The sequence below is a fragment of the Pirellula sp. SH-Sr6A genome, assembly GCF_001610875.1.
Lineage (GTDB): Bacteria > Planctomycetota > Planctomycetia > Pirellulales > Pirellulaceae > JBKCUI01.
Window position 1 is genome coordinate 3,385,350 of sequence record NZ_CP011272.1, and the last position, 23,297, is coordinate 3,408,646.

The 23,297-nt window shown below is 54.7% G+C and carries 13 protein-coding genes; 9 read left to right on the plus strand and 4 right to left on the minus strand.

Translation table 11 applies throughout. The features are described from left to right. Positions 1 to 390: 390 nt before the first annotated feature. Both VN12_RS13070 and VN12_RS13075 read right to left on the minus strand, forming a co-directional pair. Positions 391 to 2,319, minus strand: a complete 1,929-nt coding sequence (locus tag VN12_RS13070; protein WP_146677253.1) for a family 16 glycoside hydrolase — start codon at positions 2,317 to 2,319, stop codon at positions 391 to 393. A 146-nt stretch (positions 2,320 to 2,465) separates the two neighbouring features. After that, positions 2,466 to 2,792: a hypothetical protein gene (locus VN12_RS13075; protein ID WP_146677254.1), complete on the minus strand. Its 327-nt coding sequence runs from the start codon at positions 2,790 to 2,792 to the stop codon at positions 2,466 to 2,468. Positions 2,793 to 2,952: 160 nt separating this feature from the next. Between VN12_RS13075 and VN12_RS13080 the strand changes: the two genes are divergently transcribed. The 9 genes from VN12_RS13080 to hrpA all read left to right on the plus strand — a co-directional run bounded on the left by VN12_RS13080 (position 2,953) and on the right by hrpA (position 19,567). Then, the gene (locus VN12_RS13080) at positions 2,953 to 4,275 is read left to right on the plus strand and encodes a hypothetical protein (RefSeq protein ID WP_146677255.1); all 1,323 of its coding nucleotides are present in this window, start codon (positions 2,953 to 2,955) and stop codon (positions 4,273 to 4,275) included. Between the two features lie 68 nt (positions 4,276 to 4,343). Next, a complete protein-coding gene (locus VN12_RS13085) occupies positions 4,344 to 6,761 on the plus strand; it encodes a tetratricopeptide repeat protein (RefSeq protein ID WP_168164385.1) in 2,418 nt (805 codons plus the stop codon). Positions 6,762 to 6,897: 136 nt separating this feature from the next. Beyond that, on the plus strand, positions 6,898 to 7,971 hold the full coding sequence (locus VN12_RS13090; RefSeq protein WP_146677257.1) for a hypothetical protein: 1,074 nt from the start codon (positions 6,898 to 6,900) through the stop codon (positions 7,969 to 7,971). A gap of 41 nt (positions 7,972 to 8,012) precedes the next feature. Beyond that, positions 8,013 to 8,672 (plus strand): RdgB/HAM1 family non-canonical purine NTP pyrophosphatase, encoded by a 660-nt coding sequence (rdgB, locus tag VN12_RS13095; protein ID WP_146677258.1) that lies wholly within the window; start codon positions 8,013 to 8,015, stop codon positions 8,670 to 8,672. Next, positions 8,665 to 9,405, plus strand: a complete 741-nt coding sequence (locus tag VN12_RS13100; RefSeq protein WP_146677259.1) for a sulfite exporter TauE/SafE family protein — start codon at positions 8,665 to 8,667, stop codon at positions 9,403 to 9,405. The genes rdgB and VN12_RS13100 overlap by 8 nt, the downstream gene beginning before the upstream one ends. Positions 9,406 to 9,497: 92 nt before the next feature. Beyond that, positions 9,498 to 13,082, plus strand: a complete 3,585-nt coding sequence (locus VN12_RS13105) for an alpha/beta hydrolase (protein ID WP_146677260.1) — start codon at positions 9,498 to 9,500, stop codon at positions 13,080 to 13,082. A 157-nt stretch (positions 13,083 to 13,239) separates the two neighbouring features. Continuing rightward, positions 13,240 to 14,145: an ABC transporter ATP-binding protein gene (locus tag VN12_RS13110; protein ID WP_205855031.1), complete on the plus strand. Its 906-nt coding sequence runs from the start codon at positions 13,240 to 13,242 to the stop codon at positions 14,143 to 14,145. Next, entirely contained in the window at positions 14,142 to 15,410 is a 1,269-nt protein-coding gene (locus tag VN12_RS13115; RefSeq protein WP_146677262.1) for an ABC transporter permease, read from the plus strand. The genes VN12_RS13110 and VN12_RS13115 overlap by 4 nt, the downstream gene beginning before the upstream one ends. Then, the gene (gene hrpA / locus VN12_RS13120) at positions 15,407 to 19,567 is read left to right on the plus strand and encodes an ATP-dependent RNA helicase HrpA (RefSeq protein ID WP_168164386.1); all 4,161 of its coding nucleotides are present in this window, start codon (positions 15,407 to 15,409) and stop codon (positions 19,565 to 19,567) included. The genes VN12_RS13115 and hrpA overlap by 4 nt, the downstream gene beginning before the upstream one ends. Here hrpA and VN12_RS13125 read toward each other — a convergent pair. Together VN12_RS13125 and VN12_RS13130 are read right to left on the minus strand one after the other, a co-directional pair. Continuing rightward, on the minus strand, positions 19,558 to 22,773 hold the full coding sequence (locus VN12_RS13125) for a M56 family metallopeptidase (protein WP_146677264.1): 3,216 nt from the start codon (positions 22,771 to 22,773) through the stop codon (positions 19,558 to 19,560). The genes hrpA and VN12_RS13125 overlap by 10 nt on opposite strands. After that, positions 22,770 to 23,171 carry a BlaI/MecI/CopY family transcriptional regulator gene (locus tag VN12_RS13130; RefSeq protein WP_168164387.1) on the minus strand — a complete coding sequence of 134 codons (402 nt, stop codon included), beginning with the start codon at positions 23,169 to 23,171 and terminating at the stop codon, positions 22,770 to 22,772. Before VN12_RS13130 ends, VN12_RS13125 begins: the two co-directional genes overlap by 4 nt. Between the last annotated feature and the right edge of the window lie 126 nt (positions 23,172 to 23,297).

The window sequence follows — 23,297 nt, forward strand, 5'->3', positions numbered from 1 at the left end:
ATCGCCTGACGCATTGCGCCAGGTGAGAATCTGCCCCAGACATCCCCCGTCAAGCAGTCGTCCTCAACTGCTTCAGCATCCTAGACCACCGTCCTAAAAGCAAGAAAACCAAAAACCCTTGGGGCTTAGTAACTTTTAGATGCCTCAAGGCGATCCTAAACGGTCGAGGACGACCGTTCGACAACCCGTCAAGCAGTCGTCCTCAACTGCTTCAGCATCCTAGACCACCGTCCTAAAAGCAAGAAAACCAAAAACCCTTGGGGCTTTGTAACTTTTAGATACCTCAAGGCGATCCTAAACGGTCGAGGACGACCGTTCGACATTGAACTTTTAGACACCTTAACACGGTTGCTGAACGGTCGGGTCGACCGTTCGGCAGCGAGGGGCAGACTATTCCTTCGATTCGAATTTGAAGATGCATTGTTCGCGGTTGGTGTCCATCATGTAATAGACCTCTCCGCTCTCATCTTCCCCGAACGCTAAGACGGGAACGCCTCCTTCGATGATCTGCTCGTTGCGCGTCGCTTTGCCGCTCTTGGCATCATAGGACAAGGCCCAAAGCGCACCGCTCACATAGTCAGCGTACAAGTATTTGCCTTGCAAAGCCGGAAGCCGCTTGGTGTTGGAAACCCGTCCGCCGGTGATCGATTTCCCGATCGCGTGGTCGTATTCCCAAATCGGATCGATCGGCGTCGAAGTTCCTTCGACCACGGGCCGATTGCCAAAAGGATGGGTTCCCTCCCAATTGCTCCAGCCATAGTTCCCACCCTTGACCACAATATCGACTTCTTCATAGAGATCTTGCCCGACATCGGAGCACCAAAGTGTTCCGGTCGCTTTGTCAAACGCGATTCGCCATGGGTTGCGGAATCCGTGGGCATAGATCTCAGGTCGAAGCCCCGTTTGACCTGCGAAGGGATTGTCCGCTGGGATTCCATAGGCAAGCCCATCGCTTTTCTTGTTCACATCAATTCGAAGAATCGAACCGAGCAATTGTTTGCGATTCTGGCCCGATGCCTTCGGATCGTTGCGCAAACCTCCGTCACCGAATGCGACGTACAGGTATCCGTCAGGTCCGAATTCAATCGCACCACCATTGTGATTCTTGTAAGGTTGCTCCAACTCCAGAAGGATCTCTTCGGAGCCTGCATCTCCCTTGAGCAGATCATCACCCTTCGCCTTGAATCGCGAGACGACGGACTTGTCGTCCGATTTGCGGGTGTAGCAGACGTAGAACTCTTTGTTCTCATTGTAATTGGGATGGAAAGCCAGCCCCAAGAGCCCTTGCTCGTTTGCACCAGGCCCGGCCCAGTAGCTCACCTTGTCTTGGATATCGAGGTAGAGCGAAGCCTGCTTCGTGTCGGTTTTGTTCTCGAAGGTGAAGATGCGGCCTTTTTGATCCATGGCGAACAAGCGATGGGCCAATCCCTTGGCGTAGGTCAACTCGAGGATGCGAAGCGGTTTGTTGATCGTTCCATCCTCTTCGACAGGGGTCCAGCCTTCCCACTTCATTTGCGGAAAAGCCGGGACGCCTTTCACAGAGAGTTTTCCATCGATCGGTTGAGGAGGTTGTCCCTTTTCAGGCAGCTCTCGGATCTTGATATTGCGGAACGATACAAGGTTCCCGTGGTCTTGAAGGCAAATGTGGCCTTCGCCAGTCTTACCAAAGTCAGCCATCTGAGCGAATTTGCTTTTGGCAACCCGATCGTTCCAATCTTTGTCGCCCAACTTGAAGTGATAGTAGACAGCGCCGTTCATGGAGACTTCGCACTGGTTCGGAGCGATGCGAAGGTAAAGCTGGTTCCATTCCCCAACCGGTCGAGTTACGTCGAGAGGTGCTGTTTCTCCAAGGGCGCGATTGGCAGGAGGCTGGTAGAGTTGGTAAAGCCAACCCGATTTCTGCGGGTCATGTCCCTTTGCGTTGTCTTGGATCTGGATTTCGGGTCCGCTTTGCCAAGGAGCTCCGTTCTTCTCGTTGACATGGAACATCAAACCGCTGTTCCCTTCCTCGGAGATCTTGTATTCGAGCATCAACTCAAAGTGCTTGTACTTTTCTTTGGTGACGATATCGCCCGCATTGGATCCTTCTCGAACCAAGGCCCCGTCGACCACTTTCCAGCCGCTCGAGATTTCATCCTTCTTGTAATTTCGCCATTGGTCGGTCGACTTGCCATCGAAGAGAAGTTTCCAACCGCTCAACTCTTCGGAACGGGTCAACTGATTGGCAGGGATTTCCGCGAGCGAGACCGAAACGGGCAGGAAGGTAAGAGAGCTAATCACGGCGAGACGAAGAAGGCCGCGCAGGTTGCGACGAAGCATGGAGGGGATCCCTTTACGAGGTGGATGAACGCCAGATGACAATCTGAGAACGAAAACAACCCCTCGATGCTAAACGCCAAGGTACCTGCGGTCAATCAGACTCGTAGGCACAGCCGCGGAGATCCCGTGAATTTACATACCGGATACTAGGGAGAGATCTCTAATGCTCGGGCGTCTTCGATCACCCCCTCTTCCATTACCTCTTCCACTCCACCCTCATAGTATTCCCCCTCGTAATACGGCAACTCGGCTTCGCTTTGGATTACCGTTTGGGTCGCCGGATCGCTGAAAGGGGAGCCCACCCGCCCACGTTTCATATCGCTCCTCGGAACGCGAGAGCCAAACGCGACATAATCGTCGAGGTAAGGCTGGCAACAGATGGAACACCCCGGAGCGAATGCGAGGACCAGCAATCCCCAAGCAAACTTGGAGACGCGGGTGGAACGGTGGAGTTGGTTCGTTGACGGGATCATGGCGGAACGCTGGTAAGGGGCCTGCAAAACCCAGAAGGGAATATCTCCGTCATCGACATCGGAGCCTGCGTTATTTAGAGAAACTCTACCGATTGCATCAACTATTCCTTTTGCCGTTTATGTAGCAACGGTTCAGGTTTTCTCGCCCCACGTCCGAAGAATGAATTCACAGACCCTGGAATTACTTCCTGACTCGTTTGCATGCATTCACGGTGACCGTTCGATGCGAGATGTATGGTTCCAAATCCGAACAGTGAAGGAATGGCTGGTCGCCAAGCCGGTGTCGTATCTGACACTGGCCCTTCTCGTGTGGGCACTGAACTGGCTGGACATCCAGCAGGTGCAATTCGAACAACGAGGGACGATAGCTATTTCTAGACAGCGTCTGGAGGCACTCCATTCGCTGGCGAAACTCGGCCCCAAGGCAGGCCCCTACACATTTCTAGAATGCCGCCCGATTGTCGGGGACGAGACGGTTCCCGATCATTCCGATATGTGCACGATCAAGTTTCGGGTCAGGTCGACTCGGTACATCGATCTGGCGAAGTTGGAGGATTTTTTGCTCTCCAAGACCGAGCCTCGCGAGCCCTCGTCCGAATGCATTTCCCTCCTGCGAGAGATCCGAAAAACGGAATGGACGCGGGAGTCGCTCCTCCACCAATGCCGCTGTCTGGAACTACAACAACAGAAATCACAGGCCTATGCGGCCCTTGGAGAAACGGCCGATTCGATCGCTGAACCGGTTGTTGCAGAACCTTCCGACAACAGCTCCGACGGCCCGCCCCTCCGGTTTGTCGGTTATCAAAATAGCACCGAGCTGCAACCCTCGGAGCGCACGCTCGAAGCGTTGCGTACCGAGCTTCTCGCGCAGTGCCGCGACTGCGATGCCAAAGTTGCATCGCTCAAGCAATGGCACGCGAACTCCCACGCTTCCTCGATTGGATATCTTTCTCTGACGGGGTCGCAACAGAAATATCCCGTCGTACAACCTGTGCAAGGATCGAAGTTAGCGATTCTCCTCCTGCTCGCCACCAGCGCATGGAGCTTGATCGCCATCGCGTTAAACCGATTCCCAAAGCTGCAACCTTGGATTGATCGATGGCGAGGCAAGGCCGTTCACGTCACTCCTTCGAACCGTCGTCCCAACGGAAAGTCGCCCGCTCGTTGCGACTTGGGAATACCGTTCCTGGGAACGATCGAGATTATTCACTCGGATTCGTCCTCCCACAGCGGCTCATCTGAACACATTGATGCACCGACGGACATCCCTGCAACAAATTCATCGGATCTGGAGCGTTGGAACGATCGATTACCCAAGCGAACCAGTCAGGGGCGACTTCGGGTCCAGCAAGCGGCCGCCCTCGCGCTGAGCCTGTGGTTAGCCGTGTTTGTCTTGCGATTGCTGTCGGACTCGGCATGGCGGGAGCTTTTTCTTGCTTCGCCGCTCGCGGGACTTACGCACTTGATCTCAGGTGTTCCGTGATGCTGTTGCAGCATGGGAGAAAGCCTGCTCGCTTTCCGGCGATGAAACGTCGACGGCGCGGATTGAGCATGAAGACACTCTTAGGTGCGGTGGCCGTACTGGTGCTCACCTCCTTTGCAGCGCTCGGAGTGTACCTCTATGCGTTTCCAGAGCCAGCTCCCACCGAGCAGCTGGATTTGGCCTTGAGGCTCCTGTCCAAAGGGGAGATCGATGTCGCTGCGAGGCTTGCGTCGGTTGTCGAAGACGCGGATCTCGTCAAGAACTCAGACCATTCGAAAAAGCTATTCTTGCTGGGAGCTCGCGAGAGAAACTTAGCGCGCAGTATCGAGCAGCGTCCCGTCGCAATGGAGCGAAACGAAAAAGCGGTAGAGTATCTCACAAAGAGCCGCAGCTATTCTTTTCCAGACGGATTCGAAGGACTCGCCAATTACCATTTGGGAATGGCGCTCTTCGACTTGTTTCGGTGGGATGAGGCGGAAGAGCCATTGGCGATTGCTTCCGCGAGATGGCCCGCGGGCAGATCGGACGCCATCGAGCGTCTCGTCGATATCGACTTGTCGCGTGATCGACAAGATATCGAGAATGCGTTGGATCGTATTTCTCACTGGAGAACCTTGCCGCGAAGCTCCGCCGACGACGACGAGCGGGCGGACATCAAAGAGATGCAGGCATACTTCGCAGCCGGTGAGTTTGAAAAGGTAGATGCGTTGCAAGCTCGCATTCCCAAGAACTCGAACTACCGCCCCTTGAGCGACCTATTCGCTGGCAAATGTGAAATGGAACTTTCCAAACGAGAGAACTCTCCAGAGGGCAGGACCAAGCGTTTGGAAAAGGCATTGGAGTATTTGGCAGCGGTACTCAAATCTCCCAAAACGACTATTTCGGTTCGCAGGCAAGCGAACTTAGATCAAGGCAAGGTGACTCGTTCCCTAGGAAGACTCACCGAAGCGATCAGTATTCTCAGCATCCTAAGGCTATCGTCCCCCTATGAACCGGAGAGTTTGGCCGCGGGGATCGAAGAGATCGAAACCCTAATCCAAGCGGATCGTGTGGACGATGCAATCGATACCATGGTCCAGGTTTCCAATAACCTCGGCGACTTGAGGTGGTATTACACCGACTGGTTACCTATATCGGGATTGCGAGATAGAGTTACCGCTGCTTGCCAAACGTTGATTGACATGGGGCGATATCCGCAAGCGCAGAAGTTTGTGAGCAGCCTCCCTAAATTCTGCGACATGCTCGATCGCATCCGCCTCGAGAGCAGCCTCTATGAGAAGTGGGCGGAGAGTCTACCGAAGGGTGGAAGCAACGATCGCGATCGACTGGAGCATTATCGAAGTGCGGGCAAAGCATACGAAGATCTGACTCGGCAGCTGCCACGCGCCAAAGAGTATGACGACTGGCTTTGGAGCTCGATCGAAAACTATCGCAAATCAGGCGACTATCTCAGCAGCAATCGGATGTTGGATCGCTATATCAGTTTGCAAGACCGTGCGAATCGGCCAAAAGGTTACTTCGTTCGGGCTAAGAACTTGGCATCGATGGAAAAAAGTGACGATGCGATGAAATCGTTGCAGCAGATCCTGGCTAGCAATATCGACACACCACTGATCTACGACGCGAGGCTAGAGTTGGCGAAGTTGAAACGTCAACAGGATGCGTTCGATGAAGCGCAAGACTTGATGTTGGAAAACCTGTCGGGGGAACTTCGACCGGAAAGTCCTATATGGAGGGAGTCTCTCTTCGAGCTTGCACTGATGCTCTTCTCTCGCGGGGAGAGAGGGTTGTTGAAGGCTCGGAACGAGATCGAAGCGAATCCGAGCAAGATGCAAGACTTTCTTGGCCAAGTCGAAGCGAGCCAGGAGCAGTTGCTGGAATCGATCCGGCGCATCGAGGAATTCCTCCGCCGTTATCCCACCGATGTACGCCGATTTCAATTCTTGTATCAAATGGCACAAGGCTACCAGCATGCCTCGTTTTGGCCAGAGATACAACTGAGAGAGAGCAAGATCGCCAGCGAAGAGCGATTGGCCTCTCTCAAGTCGCAAAAGAAAGAGCTCTTGGTTCAGGCCAGGAAGGCATACAGTCGATTGCGGCAAGAGATTTTGGCCGACCGGGACGCTTCGCGTGCGCTGGTCAGCAACCTCGACGATCTTCTTCGAAATAGTTTCTTTGGAGAAGCCGATTTGTACTTCAACGACGAGGAGTACGAAGAAGCATTGATCGCTTATACGGATGCCGCCAATCGCTTTATCAATGAACCCGAATCGCTCGAAGCCCGCAAACAGATCGCGCTGTGCCAACGAAAGCTTGGTCGGCTCGCCGATTGCCGTCGCTCTCTCGAGCTGGCTAGGGATTCGTTGCAACGGATTCCTGCCGAGCAAGACGCGAAATTCAAAGCGGTAACTCCGCACGATCGCGCCGGTTGGGAACGATATCTGACCGCATTGATTCAGGACCTGGATCGGGAAAATACCCCATGAGGATTCTGATTAATTCGTCTGGCCAAACCCCGACTCCCTTGACGATAAAAGAAGACCGATCGAGACATCCGAGTTTGGTAGGGGCGCCAGACAAAGATCGATCAATTCTTTATTCTCGTTTCCGAACGGAATTGGAATGCCAGCTTTGCGTCTAGCGAATTCCATTCGAATGCTTGCGACAAGCGGGCTTGCCGTCGTACTGGCTTGCTCGGCAACGCAGGCTCAGGGGTTGCGGCCAGAACCCGAGGTCACGATTCCCGTCGGAAACTCCACTCGAGAAGCGCGCGACCAAGCGATACGATCGCTTCCCTACCCACAACTGACGCAAGCAGCATCGTCGAAGATCCGTGAGGTCGTCGACCACGCCAGTTATTTCCGACGCCTCCCCTCGCAATCGGTCGAATGCGACCCGGAGATGTTTTCGTTCCTGGTGCGCAATCCAGAAGTGATTGTGAACATTTGGGATGTGATGGGAATCACCCGTGTCTCGCTGCAGCGATTGGGTCAGTACCAGTTGGCAGGAGATGATGGTTCCGGCACGACTTGCAAAATGGATCTCATTTTCGGTAACGATACCACGCACATTTATCATGTGACTGGCGGCTACAAAGGAAGCATGTGGCCTAAGGAGTTGCACGGGAAAAGCGTCGTCGTCCTTCATCACAAAGCGTTGCCAGCATCCGGTGGAGTTCCACAAATGTCTGTCACGATGGACGTGTTTTTGAAGTTGGAGAATCTAGGGGCGGACTTGGTCGTCCGAACCCTGGGACCGCTGGTCAACAAGAGCGCTGACTACAACTTTGTGGAGTGCGTCGCGTTTGTAGGTCAAGTGTCTCAGGTAGCCGTCAACAACCCGGTCGGCCTGCAGAACTTGGCTTCGCGATTGGACTCCGTCGATCCTCGTGTCCGAGATCAGTTTGTTAGCACGGCCAAAGCGATGGCGACCAAGTATCCAGCGCGAGGGCAGCGCCCGCTCGTCATCGGATCTACACCTGGCGGTTATAGCGTCGAAGAGGTGTTCGAAGTAGAATCCGAGCTCGTTGCAACGGTGGTTCCTCCACCGGATGCCATACTGACATCCTCCGATGCGGCATCGAGACCGATTTCCACTCGAAAGCCTCCGAGCGGTCCGAATCGCGCAGAGGGCGAGAATCGTGAGGGTAGCAGCGATTCACCCACCCTTCAGAAATTACGTCGCATCAGTCCTTGATCGGTCGCCGTCCATCGAGAGCCTGCGACACGGCATTCGAGATGGCATACTCTCTTAGCGATCTATTGCAGCACCGGTTGCTTTTTCTCGGGACCAACAACAAGAAAAAAATCCTCGAACTCGGAAATGAACTTCGACCTCGTGGTTTTGACATTTGTTGTCCCAAAGATTTCGAAGACCACTTTGATGTCGAGGAAACCGGTTCGACCTTCATCGAGAATGCGCGTATCAAAGCTATGGCGCAGGCTCAGCATCGTGGCATTTGGGCAATAGGCGAAGACAGCGGGCTGTGCGTCGTAGCGCTCGATGGCGAACCAGGCATTTACTCCGCTCGATTCAGCGGCGCGGGAGCTACCGACGCGTCGAACAACTCGTTGCTCCTGGAACGCATGAAAGACGTTCCAGCTACGCATCGACATGCTTATTATGTTTCGACTATCGCTCTCTCGGACCCCGACGGCGTGGTTCATCTGGAGTCGAGCGGTGAATGTTGGGGACGTGTTTTAAAAGAACCGAGGGGCCAAGGAGGGTTCGGCTACGATCCACTCTTCGAGATCGCCGAGTACCACCAAACGTTCGCAGAAATGGGATTGGGGGTGAAACGTGCGATCAGCCATCGTGCTCGCTCGCTTCGCTCGTTCCTTCGACAATTGGACATCGCGGTATTGCTGCAGCTTCGATCCGAGAAGCAGCATGATTGACCAGCCTTGGCAATGGGCACTCCTCGCGATTGCAGCGTTGGGCATCGGCATCACGAAAAGCGGCTTCGCAGGTGTCAGCATGGTCCATGTGCTGATCTTCGCCCATCTCTTCGGCGCGAGAGAATCGACCGGACTGGTGCTCCCTCTGTTGATTGCCGGGGACTTGTTCGCGATGTGGACCTACGGAAAGCACGCGAAGTGGGGCTTTATCCGCAAGATGCTTCCTCCCGCCTTGGCGGGGATCCTCCTGGGCGCCTGGATGATGACTTGGCTCCCCGAATCTCTTTACAAGCCTTTGATTGGGGTGATCATTCTCGGCTTGGTAGGTCTGCAGATTATCCGCATCTGGAAAGGGGAGTGGCTCGAGTCGGTTCCTCACAGCGCGTGGTTCGCTTGGAGCATGGGCATTCTGGCCGGTTCGACCACGATGCTTGCCAACGCAGCCGGACCGGTTTTCGGTCTCTATCTCCTAGCGATCGGACTGCCGAAGATGGAATTTGTAGGAACCGCCGCTTGGTTCTTTCTCCTGATCAACGTCATCAAACTCCCCTTTAGCTGGGGGCTTGGACTGATCCGAGTCGATACGTTGTGGCTCAATGCCATCCTCCTTCCGGTTGTTGCAATCGGACTTGTTTTGGGCAAGATGTTGCTGAAATGGGTCTCCCAGCGGATCTTTGATAGCATCGTTCTGGCGCTGACGGCCGCTGCCGCCCTTCGCATGCTGCTAAACTGACAGCGGACCTCCGAATCCATCTTGTGCTAGCGATCTCATCCTGCTAATCGACAGACTATTCCTGTCCGGCTAACCATTGCGGGGAAGTGTCGATGCGTTTTTTGAATAGTTCCAACCTCCTAGGCTTGTTGATCGCTCTTTGCCTCAGTCTCTGGGCTCAAGGGCAAACGCCTCGGTATCCCGATTTTACGGGCCCCCAGAGCGACGTCGCGCGCCGAGCGGAGGCAATTCGTGCTATCGGGGAACTTGCCGTCCGCGATCTCTCGACACTTCCTGAAAGTCTTCCACAGCTCGTGGAGGCATTGAACGATGAGAGCAAGGAAGTTCGCTTCGCTGCTGCCAAGGCGATCGGAAGTTCGGCGGTCAAGCTTGATCGAATCCGATTTTCCCGTCGAAGCTTCCCCAAGTGGGAGGACCTCGCTCCGCTCTATCGCAATGCGTCTGCCCGGTTGGATTCCATCGGGACGTACGCTCGCATCCAACGTCAAATCGATGCCTTCATCGACCGAAACGAACAGTTGCACCTTGCTGGCACCCAAACTCTCCCACGGGGCCTTCCGCCGACGAATCAACGTGCGATCAACAAGGAGACTCAACAGTTCCTCGATGATTTCTTTCGAATCGAAGAAGATCAACTTGTTGAGATGTGGCGTTATGCCCATCGTCATTTGCCAGCCCTCTCCTCGGCAGACCGACAGCGGGCTCTGGAAGAACTCGTGACCACCGCCCCTCCGCGATGGTTCGAGTTCATGCTCCTGCTTTCGGACAACTATGACGACGATGTGCTGTCTGCGGTGTTGATGCAGGGCAAAAAGGAATTCGACGCGAATCAAGCTTTCTTATTGACCATCGCAACGCCCCAAAGAGAGGCAGTTCGCAGAGCGCTCGCTTCGGTCGCTTGCAATTCGGCTCGGAGCGAGGAAGATCGTTTGCTGGCTCTGGCATCCCTAGCTCAGAGTCCCATGTGCGAGCCGCAGATCCTTTCGCAAATCATTCGATTCTCTCTGCAACAACGGTCACCCTCGCGTTTAACAGAGTTGTTCGCGCTCCTCACCAAGAACCGAGATCGCGTGAGTGAATCCGAGCGACAGGCTGTCAAGCGATATGGGCTGGCCATCCTCGAAAACGATAGCGAGGATAGCTGGCGGCGAGGTGAATTGGTTCATGCGTTAAGCGAGTATCTGCCTGGTGACGCCGAAGTTCTTCGGTCGATCGAAAGTCTCCTGATGCAGGAGGAGGTCGATAGTGATTCCCTCGTCATGGAGGCCCTCGCGGCTTGTTCGTACCATGGAGAAGCCTGCTCGCAGATCGCACCGCGACTCATCGACTTGATTTCCAACACCGATGGTGGCGTACGCGAGCTCACTTTGGCCGCTTTGCAGCATGTCAAAGGCCTCGGTGAAAGGGAAGTCTCCGTCATCGTTTCGCTCCTATGTGATAAGCGCGAGTCTGCCGAAGCCAAGTTGCGCGCCGCGAGAATTCTGAAATCCAATCCGGAACTGGCAAGCAAACGATTGCGAGAAACGATCCTTCGCGATCTCCATGTCGACCCGGATAACCGCTGCATTGTTGACTTGCTCCGCGCATGTGAAATCGTTGGCGCGCGGGATGAGCAGCTCGATAGGCTTTGCAGTCGGATTGCAAACGACTCGTCGTATTGGCTCGAGGAAAGGCTCGCCGCTTATCAAGCTCGAGGCCTATGTTCCGTCGATACAGTGGCCGTCGTGAATGACATGATGAATGTCATCAACGCGGAAGACGAGTCCCCTCAGATCAAGGCAGCTGCATTGCATACGCTCGCGCATGCCACCGGTAGCTGTGCCATTCCAGTTCTCTCGGAATACACCCACGTCGAGGACGAGTTGCTCGCATGCGCCGCTCGGTATGGTTATCACCTGGCAGGGGAAACCAATACCGCCATACATCTTCTGTTGGCAATGGTTCCGAGCAAAAAGCTCGACGAATCGATCGAGAATATCGCCCGAGAGATCGGTGAACCAGGCCGAAAAGCCCTTCGTGAAACCTTGGAATCCAAGACGGCCTCCCTTCCTCAAAGGTTGATCGCCTTTCGAACTCTGGTTGGAATGCCAGCGGCCGATTGGAATGATCTACTCAAATATGTGTCGGGGGATGAAGAAGGCATGGCATTCGAAGAGTCGCTTCGAACCGCTTGGAATTTCGATGATTCGATTGTTCCCGCGCTCTTCACCAGGATCGACCAATCCCCTGCGAATTCACCGATCGCATTGCAAGCTTGGAGATTGGTCGATGACTTCACCGACGGTCTGGGAGCAGGAGGAGAAGAAACGGATGGGATGTCCTCCGCAATGCGGCAAGCCATCGTCTTTTCGGCTCGAGAACCTGAACCGGGAGAGGTCGTGGGAACGCCGAGGCCCGCGGCCGAAGCTGTCGCGACCGCTCCTCCACCGCCCGACAAGTGGCTGGGGGATCGTGCTGTGCCAGCACCTCTTCCCCCTCTTTCCGCTGTCGATCGCGAAGCAGGCATCTCGCGGCGAGTGGATGTGTTCTACGGTACCAACCGCGCCTTGAAACTGATCTCGCAGTTCAGCCATGCGTTGCGATGGAGTCTGTTTGCGATCGCCGTCCTATGCCTTGTCATCTGCTTGGTTGCCTTTGCTTGGCAACGAGCGACGCGCTACGCGCTGACGGCATTGGTCGGTTTAGCTGGGGTCGTGTTTCTCGCCCAAGACACCTTGGATGGCTCCGCTTGGTTCCTCCGATCGCCAGCCCTTTACAGCGGAGATTATGCGGATGAAGTAAAGTTCGGTGTCTGCCAGGTCACCATCCCGGAAACCCACGTCCCAGGGCAACTCGAATCCCCTTCGCTCTTCATGCGGTTCGAAGTGAAAGAGAATCCCTCGCAACACATCATTCTCGCGAAGACCGAGCAATTAGAGCGAGATGAATTCTTTAAGAAGCTTCACACGAACATGGATCAAACCGGCAAGAATCTGCTGGTGTTTATTCATGGCTACAACGTTTCCTTTGAAGATGCGGCGCGGCGCACCGCGCAGATGGCAGTCGATCTTCAATTTCAGGGAGCTCCTGTGTTCTATAGCTGGCCTTCCCACAACGATTGGTATCGCTACCCGGATGATGCATTGAATATTCAAGCCAGCGTCGGTCAGATACGCGCCTTCCTCGAGCAACTCGCGAGGGACTCCGGTGCAGAGGCAATCCATCTCGTCGCCCACAGTATGGGGAACGTGGGATTGACCCAGGCGCTCGCAAAGCTGGAAAGCGACGGGCCTTTGTTCAGCCAAGTCATTTTGGCCGCTCCAGATATCGATGCAGGGGTCTTCCGCGAGCAAATCGCTCCCCGGATTACCAGTAAAGCGAAACGCGTCACGCTGTATACGTCGCAAACCGATCTCGCCCTACTCGCCTCGAGATACTTTAATCAAGGCCAACGGGTTGGAGATTCCAGTCACGGTGTGGTCGTGTTCCCAGGTATCGAGACCATCGATGCCACGTCGATCGATTCGAGTCTTTTGGGGCATTCCTACTACGGAAGCAGCGTAAACGTTCTTGAAGATATCGCGAACTTGCTCAAGGACCTGCCGATCAACAATCGAAACTATTTGGAAATGCAAGCGAACCAAAACCCTCCTTATTGGTCGTTTGCTCCCAGGTATCGAATGGCGGCTAGGGAGTAGGAATCTACATTTCTTTTGAACAGGGCCGTACGTATAATCGGCCGTGTAATCGGCTTCATCCTCCTCGATTTTTTCACCTCGTGCAGCCTTACTAGTGTCCTCGCTTCTCACTCCCACGAACACTTCGAGCTCCCCGGACGGCACCGCTGGCAACGCGGTGCTCAGGGTTGATGGTATCCGAAAGAAGTTCGGTGCAACCGAAGCGCTCCGAGGCCTCTCTTTTGAAGTACGGGAGGGGGAACGGCTTGCCTTGCTCGGTCCCAATGGTGCGGGCAAAACCACTCTGATCCGCGCGATCTGCGGTCGCGTCCGACCCGACAGCGGATCGGTCACCCTTTTAGGAAAACCGATCCATGCCCCAGGAGCCTTGCTACATCTCGGGGTCATCCCACAGGAGTTGGCCATTTACCCAGATTTGACCGCCAAAGAAAACCTCGAGTGCTTTGGTCGATTGCACGGGCTCCGCTCCGGCAGTCTCCGGGAACGGGTGGCTTGGGCTTTGGAGTGGATCGGTCTGACCGACCGAGCCCACGATTTGACCCGTACCTTCTCCGGCGGGATGAAACGGCGTGTTAATATCGCCTGCGGAGTTTTGCATCGCCCTCGCGTGTTGCTATTGGACGAACCTACGGTCGGTGTCGATCCACAAAGCCGACAACGCATTTTTGATATGCTCGACGAACTGCATTTCGCTGGAACCAGCATCGTTCTGACCACGCATCATTTAGAGGAAGCCGAGCAACGTAGCGACCGCATCGTGATCGTCGATCACGGACAAGTCATCGCGGAAGGGACCATTCAGTCCCTCTTGGAGTCCACCATCGGCTCGGATCGCTTGGTCAGTGTTTCGATTGAAGGATTGATGGTCACCACCCCCAAGGGCCTACGCTGGGATTCCAAAACCGAGCGCTTCCACGCCTACATCGGAAACGTTGCCGAGGAGTTGCCTGAGTTATTGCAAAGCATTCAGCGACTCGGAGGGACCTTGAAAGACCTTGATGTCCATCAACCCAATCTTCACGATGTCTTTTTGCATTTGACTGGCAAGGAGCTTCGGGAATGATCTGGACCGTCGTGCAAACAAGCTGGCGACGGTTGAAGAACAATCGCTCCGAAATGGTGCTGACCTTCGTCGTGCCCATTTTGTTCTTCAGCATCTTCGCACTGATCTTCGGTTCGAGAGATTCCTCTTCCTCGACCCCGAAGATCAAGATCGCGATCTGCGATGAGTCTGGCTCCTCCTTGACTCAAAGAGCAATCGACGAGCTGCAACAACAAAAGTCTTTGCGAATTACACAAGATGTAGACGAAGCAGGAACCCTCAAACAGATCGATCGCGCCGAAACCGAAGAGTTGGTCCGACGCGGCATGGTCTCCGCGGCCGTCGTCTTTTCGAAAAGCTCTAATCAAACCGATGCACCGAAGATAGAGGTCTTGACCGACTCGTTCGATCAAGTGGCATCGCAAGTGTTGGTAGCGGTCGTTCAGAAGTCCGTATTCACGGCCCAAAGCAAAGCCATTCCAACGCCGGGTTCTCTTGGATTTCTTCCGACCGGATCTCTGCCCAACGGATCTCCGCCAACCGGCGCGGGCACCGTGGGGACTAGAACCGGCGACGTCATTCCCGCTTCTTACACACCCGCCGCAGCCACCGCGTTTGGAACCTCCACTCCGAGCGGAATGCCGGTCATCGAAAGCGTGGACTTGATCGGCGGTAACAAAACCAACCCGGTTATCGCGATGTACGCAGCAGGCATCGCGGTGATGTTTCTCCTGTTCAGTGCGACGACCGCCAGCGGTTCGCTCCTCGAAGAACGCGAGAATTCGACGCTCGATCGCCTTCTCTGCAGCCGATTGACGATGGACCAGCTGCTGTTGGGCAAGTGGGCCTATTTGACCATCGTTGGGTGCATCCAAATGTTTTTAATGTTTCTGTGGGGATCGATCGTGTTTCGAATCGAGCTCTGGAGACACTTCGATGGCTTTGCAGCGATGACACTCGTCACCGCTGGAGCCGCTTCGAGCTTTGCCTTGTTGCTCGCTTCTCTGTGCAAATCGCGGACGCAGCTGGGATGGATGTCGACGATTGTCATTCTAAGCATGAGCGCTCTGGGCGGGAGCATGGTACCTCGCTACCTGATGAGCGAATCGATGCAACGGGTCGGCTTGGCTACGTTTAACGCTTGGGCACTCGAAGGCTACAACAAAGTCTTTTGGAGAGAGCTATCGTTGGAGGAAATTGGATTGGAGCTAGGAGTGCTCACCGGATGCGCGGCGGTTTTTATCGTTCTCGCGCGACTCTTCGCTGTTCGCTGGGAACGTTCATGAACCAAGCTCCTTCGGGGGAACGCAATCGTTCGCAATCTCTCTGTCCGCTTCCCCAAGACCGATTGCTGCACCGCCACTACCTGCGGCTCAAACAACAACGAGATCGCATCCTCCGCATCCCGGATGGCAAGCGGAGGGAAGCCGATCTCCAGCGGTGGGAACATCTGCTCGCCCAGTCGCTGGAAACCTACGAGCGACGGCAAAAGGTACCTAGGAATCTTTCGTACGATCCCGAGCTACCCATCACCGCCGCGCGGGAAAAGATTATCGATCTGCTCCGGCATCGCCAGGTCGTGGTCATCTGCGGCGAAACCGGTTCCGGAAAAAGCACCCAGCTCCCCAAACTCTGCCTCGAAGCTGGGTTTGGCCAAACGGGCTGGATCGGGCATACCCAACCGCGAAGGATCGCGGCCCGTTCCGTCGCAGCCCGAGTTGCCGAAGAGATGGATTCCAAGCTCGGGGACGCGGTTGGTTTTAAAGTTCGGTTCAACGACCAGACCAAGCCGGAATCCTGGATCAAACTGATGACCGATGGGGTTCTCCTCGCCGAGATCCAACGGGACCGGTTCCTCGACGCATACGATTGCATCATTGTTGACGAAGCGCACGAGCGTTCGCTCAACATCGATCTCCTGATGGCGTACCTGCAAAGGCTTTTACCGAAACGCCCGGAACTTCGCGTGGTGATCACGAGCGCTACGATCGATGCGGAGCGTTTCTCAGAACACTTTGTCGACGCTCTGGGGCCCGCACCCGTCGTCATGGTAGAGGGGAGAAGCTATCCCGTTGAAATCCGCTACCGAGGTGCTAACGACAAACGAGCCCTCTCGCGTGAAACCGGAGAGTGGAGCGAGGACGAAAGTCAATTAGCGCGGTTCTGCGACGCAGTTGACGAACTGTTCGCGGAAGGGCGAGGTGACATCCTGGCCTTCTTCCCGACCGAACGCGATATTCGCGATGCGGCCAAACTCTTGCGAGGGCATTTGACCCAGCGAGGTATGGTTCAGCATGTCGAGGTATTGCCCCTCTACGCGAGACTTACCGAAGCCGAACAGCAAAGGGTCTTTCAGCCCCACAGCAAAACGCGCATCGTGCTGGCGACCAACGTCGCGGAAAGTTCGCTCACCGTCCCGGGAATACGCTATGTGATCGATACCGGTACCGCCCGCGTCTCCCGCTTCGCCGCCAAAAGCAAAGTCCAAAGGCTCCCCATCGAGCCGATTCCGCAGGCCTCCGCGAATCAACGCTCCGGCCGGTGCGGACGGTTGGGTCCCGGCATCGCCATTCGCCTTTATGACGAGCAAGACTTTCTGAGCCGCCCCCCCTTTGCCACCCCCGAGATCCGGCGAAGCGATTTGGCCGCGACCATCGTGCATACCAAATCCCTGGGGATCGAGGACATCGAGGGTTTGCCATGGCTGGACCCGCCTCGCCCGGATGCGGTGCGCGAAGGGATGAATGTCCTGCGCGAATTGGGCGCTCTAGATGCCGAAGACCGTTTGTCCGATGTAGGTCGAAAACTCGCTCGATGGCCTGTCGATCCCCGCGTCGGACGGATGATCATCGCCGCCGAAGCCAACGGGTGCTTGCATGAAATGCTTATCGTTGCCGCCGCACTCGAGACGCAGGACCCCCGCATCCGCCCTCCTGAAAAAAGTGGTGCAGCCGACGAAGCTCACCTTCGCTTCAAAGATCCCCTCAGCGATTTTCTCGCCTACCTTCGCATTTGGGACTTCTACCAAGGGCTGCGTGAGCAATTGGGCCGTTCCCGCTTAACGCGAGCGTTGCAAGAGAACTTTTTGTCTATCATCCGACTCCGGGAATGGGCCGATGTCCATCGGCAACTTCTGGAGCATTGCAAAGACTCCAAAGTCTCGACACATAAACCATCCGTTGCACTGGAGCCTTTGGACCTGGCCCCAAGTCTCCGCCCCGAAACAGGACGTCGAGGGGATCGAAAAGGGGAAAGCGCACCCGATCCCAAAGCCAATACGCAATATCCAAAAGGATACGATCAGCTTCATCTCTCTTTGCTCACCGGCATGCTCTCTGGCATCGCTATGATGGAGGATACGGGCAAGTACCGCGGTGCTCAAAACTTAGAGGTTGTGCTATGGCCCGGCTCGGGCATTCGAAGCGCAAAGCCCAAATGGATCGTCTCGGCCGAACGCATCGAGACGACCCAACGCTACGCGAGAACTGCCGCGAAGATCGAACCGGAATGGATCGAACGGGTCGCTGCCCATTTGATCAAGTACAGTTACGAAGAAGCTCACTTCAGCCGAAAACAGGGACGTGCGATGGTCATGCGCCGCGGTACCCTTTTTGGGCTCCCGGTTTCCCCGCGAATTGCGGTTTCCCTCGCGCCATTGAATGCTCCTCTCGCCCGGACGCTGCTGATCGAGCATGGGTTGGCGGGCGGAGAACTGGTGTCCCGGGCCAAATTCTGGATGCACAACCAAGCCTTTATGGAGCAAGTGCAATCGCTGGCCGATCGGACCCGCCGACGAGATCTCATCCTCGATCCGCAAGTCCTCATCGACTTCTACGAAAAGAGAATCCCAACCGCCGTCGTCGATCGCAATACCCTCGAGCAATGGGATCGGACTCTCAAGCGAGAGGCAAACAACACCAGTCCCTACCTCGATTGGAACGATGTCTTGCTCCCGATCGATAAGGTCGAGGTCGATGCGCAATACCCCTCTCAAGTCTCGGTGGGAGTGACCCAATTAAATCTCAAATATCGTTTTGAGCCCGGTCATGAAACCGACGGAGTCAGCGTCAGTATCCCAGCAGCGGTCGTTCACCAAATTCATCCCGACCGCCTGGATTGGCTGGTCCCCGGATTGCTCGAGGAGAAGCTGATTCAACTGATCAAATCGCTTCCCAAGCGTTTGAGACGACAGCTGGTTCCCGTCCCGGACACCGCCAAGCTGTTGGTACCCAAATGGCTCGCTGCATTCCAATCGCAGCTGCCGTTCTGGAAATCCCTATGTGAGATTCTCTCCAACCATCTGCGCGAACCGGTCGTGCGCGACGACTTCGATATGGCGTCGCTGCCAGAGCACTTGCGCATGCGTATCGAAGTGCTCGACGAGGAAGGAAAGGTAGTCCAGACCGGACGGGATTTGGAAGCGATCCAGCGCGAACGTCAGCATGTGGTGCACCAGGCCATTCAGACGCATGCGCCGTCGACTTCGTATGACTGGATGCGAAGCAAGCTGGAAAAATGGGATATCGAGCAGCTTCCTCGATCGGTCACGGAATTGCGGGGTGGGGTACGTGTGGAATTGTATCCCACATTGCTGACGACCCCCGAGCAGATGCAAACCATCACCGTCGATCATCCTCTTCTGGCCGAGCAGCTCTTGCGAATTGGCTGGACCCGACTGATGCACCGGATCGATCGGAAGGAAATTCGAAGCCATATCCAATACTTGCCTCAATTCTCTACCAGCGGACTATGGCTATCCGACCGATTGCCAGGGGACAAACTCCGCGATTGGCTCGGAGACATCATCGCCCGATTGGCTTTCCTGGATACCCAATGGCATTTGGAGTCACTAACACAGGTTCCTCGGACACTAGTCGAATTTGATTTGGCCAGATTGAAGCGGATCGAGCGAATCGGTCTCGCAGCGGGCGAAGTAGCCCGATGGCTACCGAAGCTGGCGGAAGCCAATCACAAAGTGCGAGCGCTCTTGGAGCGTGCCCCTTCGAGTTGGGGTCCCAGCCTTCAACAGATCAAAAACCAATTAACCTGCTTGTGGAGTCCCCATTCGGCATGGCTCACCCCTTGGGTGATCCTCAAAGAGTATCCTCGCTATCTTCAGTCACTCGCGGTCCGCATCGACAAGCTCAAAGCAACAGGATGCACCAAAGACATGGCGATCGAGGAAACCGCTCATCGATTTTGGGTGGATTACGAATCGCGTATCGAGCGACAACAACCCTCCGCGGCTACTTGGCAAAGCGTGCGAAGCAAAGCGAGAGACGCCTTAGGTGTCGATACATTGTCGCCGACGGGTAAGCTGCTGGAATACCGCTGGGGTATTGAAGAGTTGCGAGTCTCGCTCCACTCCCAGCAGCTCGGCACCCGAATCAGCATCTCCCCCAAGCGTCTCGAAAAACTCCAACAGGACCTGGATCAACGGTAATCGCAAACATAAATGGATCCGTTGGAATTCGCGGTAACAATCTTGCTTTCAGTGGCGTCAAATCTGGCATCGAACACGGGACCAGGATAACGCCATGCGCGAATAATCTTTGTTTTTTTGATGTCCCACACGATGACTTGGCCGTCTTCCCCGCACGATAGAATCTCGTCGTTCGTGGAGCGAAACTCCAACGAATGGATTCTTGAATCATGGTGTGCGCACGCTATCGGAGATGCATTTGCATTATCGAGAGGCCACAGCTTGATCCTACCTTGGTCGTCCCCCGTCGCGAGCATCGTTCCATCGTTCGAATAGTGAACGCACGCGACACCATCAATGCTGTTGCCGATCGTTCGCAGTTTTTTTAGTGCCCCGTCCTGCGTTTCTAGACGCCATAGATTGACTCCCCCAGGTGATTCTATCGACGCAAAGGTCGACCCATCGGATGAAAAACGCAATCCACGAATATCACATAACTCGGGGTCCGGTACGATGGCAGCGCGCTGCCGAAGCTTTCCTTGCGAGACGTCCCAGACCTGAATCGCACCTTGTTTTCCACCACTTACTAAGGTGGTGCCATCAGGACTGAATGCGAGTCCTCCTGAAGAAACAGGTAGTGAGGCTTCCAACTCCATGCGGTCCAGTCGTTGAGATCCCTCGATGGAAACCTGCCAAAGTTCGAGAGCCGTTTTCGACTCGTGCTGAGTGAAGAACGCAATTCGGCGTTGGTCATTGCTCATGCACATGCCCCACGCAGGATCTGGCCCGATCTTGAATAGTGACTTGGGTGGCGCGTCGAGTTCTTTCAAGTCGCGTACGACTACTTCACCGGTCGCTGGTTCTTCGAAATACCGTCGCCAGTTATAAGAATTATGCTCAAACGAAATGAGTCGATTGGTGCTTAAACGGGAAGCGAGTAGGTGACTTTCGTCATAGCGAGGTCGTTCGGCGTCGTTTGAATCGTTATTCGATTGTGTTAGATCCCAACGTCTTATTCCGTAGTCGCCATCCAAGAAGAACAAGGCGTCTCCATTCGGGCTAAGCAATGCAGATTGGCCTCCCCCCCCGAACAAGTTTGCGTTGGATCGATTGCGTGAAATCGACACCAGCTTGGTCGCCTGGTCCTCGTCGAGAGCCCACAATTCCAAATCCGTTGCCCCGACAGTAAGCATCTTCCCCTTGGGATGGAAGCAAAGTGTTTGGACATGACCGCTGTGTTCGAAGACGGCCTGGCTAACGGGCCAATCCCCAGTGATGTCGAAAACCGTTGTCTTTCCGTCGGCTGTGCTCATCGCTAAGAGACGGTTATTGTTCGAAAACGCCATGGCTTGCACCGCGATGGGTTGATTGAGAACAAACTGACGGCGGAATGTATCTTTACCGAAGCCGGAAAACCGTTGCATGATAATCACGTTGCCATCGACAACTCTCGACGTGCGTCGGCCTTGTTCATCTTGGCCTTCCTCTCTCACCTCACGCACCCCAGCAATTTTTTGACCGTCGTTCGATAGCGCCTTGATACTGTAAGTCGGTGTAGGCTTCCCTGTGGAAAACTCTTCTAGTGTTAGTTCCACACTTGGTGGTTTCTCCAATTCACCTGCTTTGGAAATCTGCAGAAGCTGCAATCCAACGAGAAAGCTTCTTCGATCGCCAAACCATTTGTGGGTGATTTGTGCAGGCAAAGGACTATCCGAGGATTCCTTCGTCGTATAGAAGCCCGACTTCAAGTCGATCCATAGCATGGGCTTTTCCGCACGAAGGACCACCAACGCATTTCCATCCCACGAATATCGAGCCGATTGGACGCTTGGATCGAAACGGAAGTGCTTTTCAAGCACCAAGGTGTTGGAGTTCCAAAGATACACATTTCCCAAATTGTCAGCTGTCACGAGTTGATGTCCATCGGGATGAACATCCAATCCACCCCAGGTCTTTCCCCATGATCTTCCTCTCTCGTCCCCCAACACTTGCATCCGCTCCGAATGCCATGGAAAGCTTGGAACCCCTTGATCTTCAGCCAATCCAAATGTCGAGGTAGCGCACAAAAGTGCTAATGCGGTAAATATCCCAACGATGCTCCCTTTCGCATGCCAACTGGTCGAGATACTGCGAAGTCGCCTCCCACAAAGAAGCCCTGCAATCCGATCTTCGAGGCCCATTGCATAGCTGGTGAAGGAGGTGGCCCCGGCGACGGCAGAGCCCAATACGCCTCGCTCTGCAATCGAAAGAAGAGTCTTCGCGTATTCGATGCAGTCAGAGTTTCTCATCACGTAGTTGTCGCACACTTCTTCTCGCGACTTAATAAACTCCCGCTTTGCCAGATAGATCAGTGGGTGCGGCCAGTAAACAATCATCGCGATCGCTTGAATCATTCCAAGAACCGGATCGAATCGATGCAAGTGAGCGCACTCATGCGTAATCACATCCTTCAGTTCCTTGTCTGACAACTCGCGTACCATCCTCTCTGGTAGGACTATGCATCCTCGCAGGCCGTGAAAGACCGCGAATGCGGAGTTTGCATGTTCGGAGGTTCCAATGGTCGGTTGCCAACGCATTCCAATCGACTCGCGCGCACTTTGAGCGATCCGTTCGAGCCTCGGTGCATGCTGGAAACGAGCTTTGGCCAAGAGTCTACGAATCCCTGCCATGGTGAGCGCCCATCGAGCGATACCAAAGACGACTCCCATGCCCCAAATGAAGATGAAGCTCTCGATGGCGATTGGTTCGAACCATCTTTCTGTACCTGCCGGAACCATTGTTGGATCGGTTGCGCTTTTGGTTTCGGGGGCAGGAGCGATATCTACATTCGGATTGTTGTGCGAGATGGCTTCGCTTGGTGCTGCTGGGGTTCGGCTTCGCGGACTGGATTGGGCTGCGGGTTGCGAAATGCGCGGTGCGTTATTTGGGGAATTCGGAGATGCGATTGTGGACCGATCGATTCCCGATTCGATCCTTGGATGGTAGCCAAGTGTTGGTATCTGGATCCCTTGCATTTCGCTGACGTCGCCTAGCCATGCCATCAATGGGAACAGCAACGTCAGCAGGATGGATGTTGTCCAAACCGTAGAGCGAAACGCCGGATTGTTTCTTCCTGCAAATCTGGCCAGCAACCAAGCACCGATGAGAACGAACGTCACGAATGCGAAAGCCCTGAACATCCATACCAAGAAGTCGCTCTGTGCGCCGAGTTGAAACAGAACTGTCATGATTGGCCTCTCCTATTTTTCTGACCTTCCGCTTTGGAAATCAATTCACGAATACGTTCCAAATCCTTTTTCGAAACACCACGGCTATCGAGTAGGGTCCATACCAGCCCCGAGGCCGAGCCATCGAACGCTTGATTGCAAAGATTATCTACCAGGGTACGTTGGATTTCAGATTGCTCGCTTACGGCCGAATACAAGAATGCTTGGCCAATCTCTCGATGTTTGAGCCAGCCTTTTTCTTCCAATCGACCGATGACCGTTTGCACCGTAGCCCGTGCGACTTTGCGTCGTGTTTGAAGCTCTTGCCACACTTCGGAAATCGTCGTTTCGCCCCGTTCCCAAATGATTTTCATGATCTCCAGTTGCGATGCCGACAGTTCGGCCCGTCTCTTACTCATGCAAATCTTCCCCCAGCTGTCATCCGCGAAACCCATTCTATTACACAAAGCGTCACGGTAACTACATTTGTAGTTAGTGTCAACATTTTTTTTGCAGAGGCTTGGCTGGATGTCGTGAAGCGCAAA